The organism is Zarconia sp. (genome assembly GCF_057467645.1).
The window spans coordinates 1-8,079 of record NZ_JBRJXU010000051.1; the positions used below are offsets into that span (position 1 = coordinate 1).

The window sequence follows — 8,079 nt, forward strand, 5'->3', positions numbered from 1 at the left end:
CGACTCTGGGTGAGATTCGGGCGGTTGGCAAGCCTCTTGATGAGCGAAGCGATCGCACTGGCTACATCTGGTTGCTGGGGAGCAAAGTACTTCATCCCGATTCCCCATTCCCCATTCCCCATTCCCCGCCCTCACCGGAAACAGTCTTATCCAAAACTGACGTTCCATCGGGTGAGGGCGGGTGCGAAGATAGATCGCAGTGAGAGCAAGACTTTCTGCGAAACCCGCCCCGACATGATTCTGGTCTCTATCTTTGGCCAAAACCGCGATAACTGGCGATCGATTTGTTGTGCCTCCTGGAGGTTTTAACCTTCCTGGGGGCAGATCCCCTAACCCAACACGATATCGTCGATGACGATTTTATTGGCGACGCTGCCGAACGCGACCGATCGCGCCGTACCGGAAAACGATAAAGTCACGGGTACCAGAACGCTGTAAGCATTGGGAAATTCTCCCGCTTCGGTCATCGATAAATTCACCGTTCCCAAAACGTTTCCCATACCGCCAAACCCATCGTAAACAGTCACGGTTTGCTCTCGAAAGGGGGATGAGTAGGAAAATGCAAGCTGACTGTCAAACCCATCGATAACATCCATGACGATCGTTTCCCCTTCCCCGTAAGTCAGGGCCGTTTCTTGCCCGATCGAATCGTGGAAATTACCGGCAAAATCATCCCCAGAACCGGATTCGATCGCCTCGCAAGCACTTTGAATTCCCAGGGCGTTTCCCGAGAAGAAAATCCCCCGACTGCCGTAAAAATCCGTCACCGGATCGAGGTTATTCAGACCTTCAAAATCCAGAGTGGTGGGTAAATCGCTGCGGGCGATGGTCAAACTGGCGAGATTTTGCGGACCCAGGGTTGCCCCCCCTTGGGGATCGATTAGGCTTAAATTCAAGGTTTGGGCCACTTCCACCAAAGAATCGTCAAAAATCGGGATTTCCACAACTTTGCTCGTTTCCCCATCGGCAAAAATCACTTCGATGGGAGTGCCGTCAAAATCCAATCCGGCGATTGCGCTGCCATTGCTAGGTACGATCGTCCCCCGCACTTCCCCGTCGCTGCCATCGGTTCGCACCACCGTCACTGCAGCCAGGGGGATTCCTTCTTCCGTCACCAGGAAGCTGCTTCCCCCGAACTGCAAGGTTCCCGGCATTGGCGTCGGCGGGTTGGGCGGCGTTGGCATATCCGGCGGTTCGGGGGGCACCACCACCATCTCGTCGTTATCGACAATTTCGAGGATTGCCACGTTTGCCGCCCCAATACCGACTCCCGGACTCGGATCGACGAGGGTTAAATTCACGGTTTCGGAAGGTTCGACATCTGCATCGTCGATGATGCCGATGGGAACGATTTTTTCGGTTTCTCCCGCCTCGAAAACCACCTCGATGGGAGGCGGTGCGTTGTTGTAGTCGAAGGGGGCAACTGCGGTACCGTCGGTGAGGGTGAGAGTCGCACTGGCGGGGAAGTCACTCGCCCCAAATCGGCGAACGGTCACCGCAGAAATTGGGGTTCCGTCTTCGTTGACTTGGAAAATCGGTTGCGCGAACTCCAAGGCTGCATCGTCATCGATAATCGTCAGGGTTGCCGTACTCTGTGGGCCCAAGTTCAAACCCTCGCTGGGGTTCGCCAGGGCTAAATTGATGGTTTCGTCCCCTTCTACCCGTTCGTCGTTGACAATCGGCAGGGTGACGGTTTGCGTCAGTTGTCCCGGTGCGAAGACAATTTCGATGGGTGGGATATTGTAATCTTCGATCGCAACTGCCGTCCCGTCGCTGGGAACGAGTAATACCCGATCTTCACCCTCGAGTCTCCCCGTCCGGAGGAGGGTAATCTGGGCGATGGGAGTTCCGTCTTCCCTCTGACTGAAGGTGGGGGCGCTAAATTGGACGGCGGTATCGTTATCGATAATTTCCACAACCGCCGTACTTTGCGCCCCGAATCTCGCCCCTCGTCTGGGGTTTTCCAGGGTCAGGTTGAAGGTTTCGGTGGGTTCGATGCGGCTGTCGTCGGCAATGGGGATGGCAACAGTTTTGACGGTTTCCTCTGCCTCGAAGCGAATGTCGATGGGTAGGGGAAAGAAATCGACGCCGACGTTGGTGGCGGTGGCGGTTCCGTCGGAAAGGGCGATGGTGGCTTCAACTTCGTTACCGCTGGTGAGGTTGCGGGTGACGGTTACCTCCATAATCGGGGTTCCATCTTCGTTGATTTGGAAAATGGGTTGGGAAAATTCGAGGATATCGACGGGGGTAAAATCCGATGCGTCGAGTTCGAGTTGCGATCGACTGGGGGGGAGGCGAACCAGGGTGTTGCCGCTGGAGATTTGCCGAACTTCGGTGAAAAATTGCGTGTCCGAACTGGGGGAGATAATTTCTAAATCGGCAAAGGTGATGTTCCCCGCAAGACCGATGCGATCGACTCCATCTTCAAAGTCGAAAATGGTTTGAGTTTCTGGAACCGTCGCCAAATCGGGAACCGATCGAACGATAAATAAATCGCGCCCTTCTCCCCCAATGAGGGAGTTATTTCCCTCGTCACCGGATAAGATATCGTCCCCTTCTCGACCGTCGAGAACGTCATTTCCCGTGCCTCCGCGTAAAATATCCCGACCACCTAAACCGATTAACGTATCGTTACCATCGAGTCCTAAAATGCGATCGTCTTCGAAGGTTCCTTCAAGGAATGAATTTGCCCCGATGAGGGTATCTTGAATAACTACCATTGGTTACCATTTCTCCCGTGAGTTGCCTGTTGCACCCGATGACAATTGAGGATATTTTCCGATTCAAATGGTAACAAATTAAACGAAATTTTGGGATGTTTTAACGTTCGTAAATTTTTTTGAATTTACCGCCGTTCGCTATCTGAAAATGACGATTTTTAATCTAAGGTTATAGCAGTTGCTACATTGGCGATCGATTCGTTCGGGATTGGTCTTGCGATGGTCAATTTTTATGGGCATTTTGAAGCTCATGTTTTTAAGCCCATAGGGTGGGCAGGAGCTTCGATCGATTTCTCCATCTCAATGAAAACTCCGCTGTTGCCCATCGCATTTGTCCGGTTGACAGAGCCGTTCGTAAAGGTACACCCCACTCGGAACCGATAGGCGGTTCGAGCCGATCTCGCAACCGTGCAACAGCCAGAAAAACTGCCCACCCTACAAATTTATAGAAAAATCCGTTCTCAAGAAGCGCGAAACTCAAGAGAATTTAGCTTTGAAAAATCAAATTATGCGCGGTAGATTGACTCGCTTCTACAACCGCTTGCCTGGCCCATCGATCGGCTGCCAAAATATCTTCTAAAGATGGGTCGGAGCAGTTATCAGCTTGGTGGCGATCGCAGGCTTTTTCAATGACTTTGGGAATATCTAAAAACTCAATTTTTTCCTCTAAAAATAGCGCCACAGCCTGCTCGTTCGCCGCATTTAAAACCGCCGTCATCGAGCCTCCCGCCCGGCCTGCCGCGTAGGCGAGATCCATGCAAGGATATTTTTGGCGATCGGGTTCGCGGAAGGTCAAATCCCCGGCTTTCACTAAATCTAACGGTTCCCAATTGGTGGCAATGCGATCGGGCCAAGAAAGGGCGTACAGTAGCGGCAACCGCATATCCGGCCAACCCAATTGAGCCAATACCGACGTATCTTGCAACTCAATTAACGAGTGAATGATGCTCTGAGGATGCACCACAATATCAATATCATCGTAGTCCATCCCAAACAGGTAGTGGGCTTCGATAACTTCCAACCCTTTATTCATCAACGTTGCCGAATCAACGGTGATTTTCCGCCCCATAGACCAGTTGGGATGGGTAATCGCATCGGCAACGGTGACTTCCGATAACTTTTCCACGGGCCAATCGCGAAACGCCCCCCCGGAAGCGGTGAGAATAATCCGCCGCAATCCCTCCTCAGGAACCCCTTGCAGGCATTGAAAAATCGCGGAATGTTCCGAATCGGCCGGGAGCAATTTTACCCCCTGTTTGGCGATGGCGGGATTCACCACCGGTCCTCCCGCAATTAGGGTTTCCTTATTAGCCAAGGCGATATCTTTACCGGCTTCGATCGCAGCAATCGTTGGTAGCAACCCCGCACAGCCCACAATTCCCGTCACCACCGCTTCCGCATCGCCATATCGGGCAACTTCCACAATCCCCGCTTCCCCCGCCAGTAGCGTCGGTTGGGGATCGAGATCGGCAAGTGCTTCTTGCAGAATCGGCAATTTCTCCTCATTGCGAATTGCCACAATTTCCGGTTGAAACTGGCGGACTTGTTGGGCGAGCATTTCGACGTTATTGCCAGCCGCGAGTCCGACGAGTTTAAATTTATCCGGGTTTTGGGAAACAATATCGAGGGTTTGCGTACCGATCGAACCTGTCGATCCGAGGAGGGTAATGGATTTCACGAGGTCGTTTTAGGGTTGCTACCTCATTATTATCCTGGAGAATGGGAATTTTCGATCGAACGATCGAGCGGGCGATCCCCACAGGCTCGCAATTGTTTTGAGTCAATGCGATCGTCCCCATGCATTCATCATTTCAATACGCTCAACCGCGATCGTCATATTCTGTCTTGCGAACGAATCCCCGAATAAACGATTCAAAATTATCGGCAAGAAACGTAATTTCAAAATCGTATTCTCGATCGACATGGACGACTTTCGGTTTGCTATTTTTGCCCATCTCTCTATAGTCCAGGGCGATCGGCTCGAACCCTAGGAGTTGTTTTTAGGGAAAAGTGTGCGGCACCGTGCCATGCCGTGCTGTAAAAAATCGTTCCATCTCATCTCAACTTGCATATTTGCACCGAATTCTCCCGATAACTAAATTGAGCTTTAGAAAAGTGAATGCATTTCTCAAGAAGAATCTATTTTTATAAAAAATCGAAGATAAAAAAATTTAGATCTAGAGGTTTATTTAGCAGTGCAGTTAAATAAGGTTAAATTCATCCTGTTGACGACGTTGATTTATTTGCTCACTCAAATAATTATTATTGCTAGGCACATTTATCATGTTTTCCCTGTTGAACTTTATGAAGATCCTAGTTGTCTTGCTTTTACTTTTGCTTTGACTTTTGAAAAGAGCTTTTTTTGGTCTGGTATGAGTGAAGAGAATTGGCTATTAGGAGCTACTGCTTTTGCTTTGCTCTTGTCTGTCAATATTGTATTTATTTTTGCGGTTTTTTTGATTGAACACAAAGTTTTTTACAAAAAAGCACAAGTTTTATCTTTGTTCTTGTCTTCATTGTGGATAATTACATTTATCGTTTTATGGATGGTTTTTATTATGTTTTTATTTGACAAATGTGTGATTGACTAAAAGAATTGGTTGCTATAGCAGTTGCCACTGCGGGCGCGGACAACACCAAATAATTGTGTGATTTTGTTGAAGTCTCTCCCCCTCCTGCTCCCCTTGCTCTCGATGCCCCCAAAGCTCACCCAGACTTTAAAGTTCCGATCGCCCGAAACACAATAATCCCGCCACTCGTCGCAACCAACGCCAACATCGATGGCACCAGGGGCAACCAAACACTGAAAGCAAAGAAGCCGTAGCAAACGCCGTACAACACCCCAGCCGCTGCCCCGACAATCGCAACTGCGACGATGCCGCGCCGAGCGTAAGAGGCGATCGCGCCGCCAACTGCCGCCCAGCCGAAAACCCACAAAGCATCACCCCAGGGATGCCCCATTCGCATCAGCGGGCGATCGTCGAGGGTCGCGGCCAGGATTTGGGAAATGGCTTGAGCTTGCACCAACACTCCCGGCGTTTTCGTATGGGGCCAGGTTCCGGCGCTGTAGGGGGTCCAGAAGTAATCGGAGGAGATGGGGGCGGTGACACCCATCAGCACCAGTTTATCGCTCACCAGCGCCGGATCGAGGCGATCGTCGAGAACCTCCGATAGACTCACCCGATGGGCGACATCCGATCGATAGTTGAGCATCACTTGAAAGCCCCAAGCATCGATATCCCCGTAGCCGCCGCGATGGGCTTGCAGCCGATCGAACATCGCATCGCCAATTTGAATGCGATCGGTGGAGATGGCTTGGGGGAAAATCTCCTCTTGTTCCAAATAGTCGAGGGCAGCCAATGCCGCGATCGAATGGTCTGTGGCGCAGGGATCGGAAGCCATCGGCTGCATAAACACCAGGTGGCGGCGGAGAATGCCATCGGGATCGACGAGGACATCGCTGTAGCCGAACCGTTCCGGCAAGTCCGGGGGTGGGGCAACGCCGGGTTTATTGGGATTGTTAGCCTCGCGGGCGCTGCAAATGCCGATGGGGGCGTGGGTTTTAAATTGGCGTACCAAGTCTTCGTGGCCGGGTTCCACGGGGCGATCGCGCAAAATATCCAAAGCCACGGTGCGGGGTTGGTGGGTTTCGAGTTTTTCGATCGCCGCTGCCAGGATGCCGTCGGGAATGGGAAAGCCGTATTCCTGCACATCGGTTTCCGTCGCCTCCACCACCAAAACCCGATCGTCGATCGCTTCTCCCGGCCGCCATCGCATCAGCCGATCGTATTCTTTCAGTTCCCACCCCTGAAACATTCCCAGCGATCGCAACCCCACCACCAATACCGTCGCCGCCACGCTTGCCACCAACGGCACGGTGAGTTGAGGGCGCAACTGACCCCGCAATCCCTGCCAGGTGGGTTGTCCGGTAGCGGGATTCTGGCAAACCACCGGCAACCAACTCGCACCGGGATACTCATCCTCGAAACGCTGCAACTGTTCGCGGGCCTCGCGCATGGCACTTAAAAACGACTCTCCCCCAGCAAACGCCCGCAGAAAATGCCGTAGAAACTCCTGAGCGATGCGATCGGCGATCGGTTCGCGCATGACGGCGATGTGGGGCACGTGGAGGTCTTCGAGGGTGCGCGCCAAACCCAAGCCATCGCAAGAGTTGAAAATTGCCAGTTGCAATCCGCGATCGACTGCCGTTTTCAGAGCATTTTTGAGCTGGGTGAGGGTTAAACTTTGGGTGGGATTAATCGAAATGCGCCCCGTCTCCTCGTCTGAGTGGCTGTGACCGGCGAAGAAGAGAATATCCCACCCTTTTTCGTCCCAAAGGTAGCGATCGAGTTCTCGGCGATGGGGTTCTTCGAGGAAAACCACCTCTGCATCTGGGAGGGCGGAAAGTAGGTGGCGATCGGCTTCGATATCGATACCGCTACTGTTCCCCAACACCGCTAAAATACGGACAACGCCCCTGGGGGTGCGCGATTTCGATCGAACCGGTTCGTAGTCGGGAACCCCCAGCGCCATCTCCGCACCGGGATAGTCCTCAAAAAAGTTCCATAAATTCCACGGCAACCGACGCATTAATAGATCGTCCGTTTCCAAAATGAAGCGAATTTCATCGCTCGGGTGGAGGACTCGTCGTAACTGCCGATCGATGGTGCGAAACTCATCGGCATCGAACCAGCGATCGATGTGTTCTTGAAACTCCCGCCCCAGTTGACTCAAATCCGCCTCGGACACGTGGGTGACTTCCGATTCCTCAAATTCGAGTTCCCGCGTTGGGGTGTAAGTGCGAAATCGCTCCGACATCAAACGGTAGAGGAGTTGCCACTTACGATAAAGCTCGCGCAGTTCTGGGGCAGCCGGTAAACTGCCTGCTGCCTGTATCAACCGGCGACCGCTCCCCGATCCCTCCTCGGCAAACAATCGCAGGGTTACCGCCTTAAAGCCCGTTTCCAAGCTTCCGGGCCCCAAATTCAAAATCGCCAGCTTCCGAACAGTCGCGGGGGGAGGGGTAAACATATTGTGCGTAAACTCAGACCGATCTATCGCTCGACTTCAAACCGATTGTCGCTCGACATCTACAGGATAACCGCGCTTTCCCTGTTCGGGGGAATTGGGAGATGGGGAGGACGCGGGGACGCGGGAGAGAATTAAAAATGAAAAATTAAAAATGGGGAGGTTGTAGGGGCACAAGCATTTGGGCGATAAATTTTGCAACAAACCAAACCTGACATATCCAAATGCTTTGCCCTCCAGAGGGGTATTGCGTGACAACTGACCCATTGTCAATTGTCCATTGCCCCTGCCCCAAAGCCCAAAGCGCCCACAGCCTCCAAAGCTACGAGAG

At 52.3% G+C, this 8,079-nt stretch carries 5 protein-coding genes; 1 reads left to right on the forward strand and 4 read right to left on the reverse strand.

The annotated features are described in order from the left end of the window. Positions 1–329: 329 nt before the first annotated feature. From AC2215_RS06990 to AC2215_RS07000, 3 genes are all read right to left on the reverse strand, one after another. On the reverse strand, positions 330–2,720 hold the full coding sequence (locus AC2215_RS06990; RefSeq protein ID WP_486809246.1) for a Calx-beta domain-containing protein: 2,391 nt from the start codon (positions 2,718–2,720) through the stop codon (positions 330–332). A gap of 487 nt (positions 2,721–3,207) precedes the next feature. Beyond that, positions 3,208–4,398 carry a 1-deoxy-D-xylulose-5-phosphate reductoisomerase gene (gene dxr, locus AC2215_RS06995; RefSeq protein WP_486809247.1) on the reverse strand — a complete coding sequence of 397 codons (1,191 nt, stop codon included), beginning with the start codon at positions 4,396–4,398 and terminating at the stop codon, positions 3,208–3,210. 142 nt (positions 4,399–4,540) lie between these two features. After that, positions 4,541–4,675: a hypothetical protein gene (locus AC2215_RS07000; protein ID WP_486809248.1), complete on the reverse strand. Its 135-nt coding sequence runs from the start codon at positions 4,673–4,675 to the stop codon at positions 4,541–4,543. Positions 4,676–4,915: 240 nt separating this feature from the next. Here AC2215_RS07000 and AC2215_RS07005 point away from each other — a divergent pair, with 240 nt between their 5' ends. Continuing rightward, positions 4,916–5,311 carry a hypothetical protein gene (locus tag AC2215_RS07005; RefSeq protein WP_486809249.1) on the forward strand — a complete coding sequence of 132 codons (396 nt, stop codon included), beginning with the start codon at positions 4,916–4,918 and terminating at the stop codon, positions 5,309–5,311. A 115-nt stretch (positions 5,312–5,426) separates the two neighbouring features. Here AC2215_RS07005 and AC2215_RS07010 read toward each other — a convergent pair whose 3' ends face one another. Beyond that, positions 5,427–7,751 (reverse strand): CHASE2 domain-containing protein, encoded by a 2,325-nt coding sequence (locus AC2215_RS07010; RefSeq protein ID WP_486809250.1) that lies wholly within the window; start codon positions 7,749–7,751, stop codon positions 5,427–5,429. Positions 7,752–8,079 lie beyond the last annotated feature (328 nt).

Coding starts and splice junctions, on each gene's coding strand:
- AC2215_RS06990 (WP_486809246.1), bottom strand. CDS start 2,720: ATGGTAGTTATTCAAGATACCCTCATCGGGGCAAATTCATTCCTTGAA.
- AC2215_RS07000 (WP_486809248.1), bottom strand. CDS start 4,675: ATGGGCAAAAATAGCAAACCGAAAGTCGTCCATGTCGATCGAGAATAC.
- AC2215_RS07010 (WP_486809250.1), bottom strand. CDS start 7,751: ATGTTTACCCCTCCCCCCGCGACTGTTCGGAAGCTGGCGATTTTGAAT.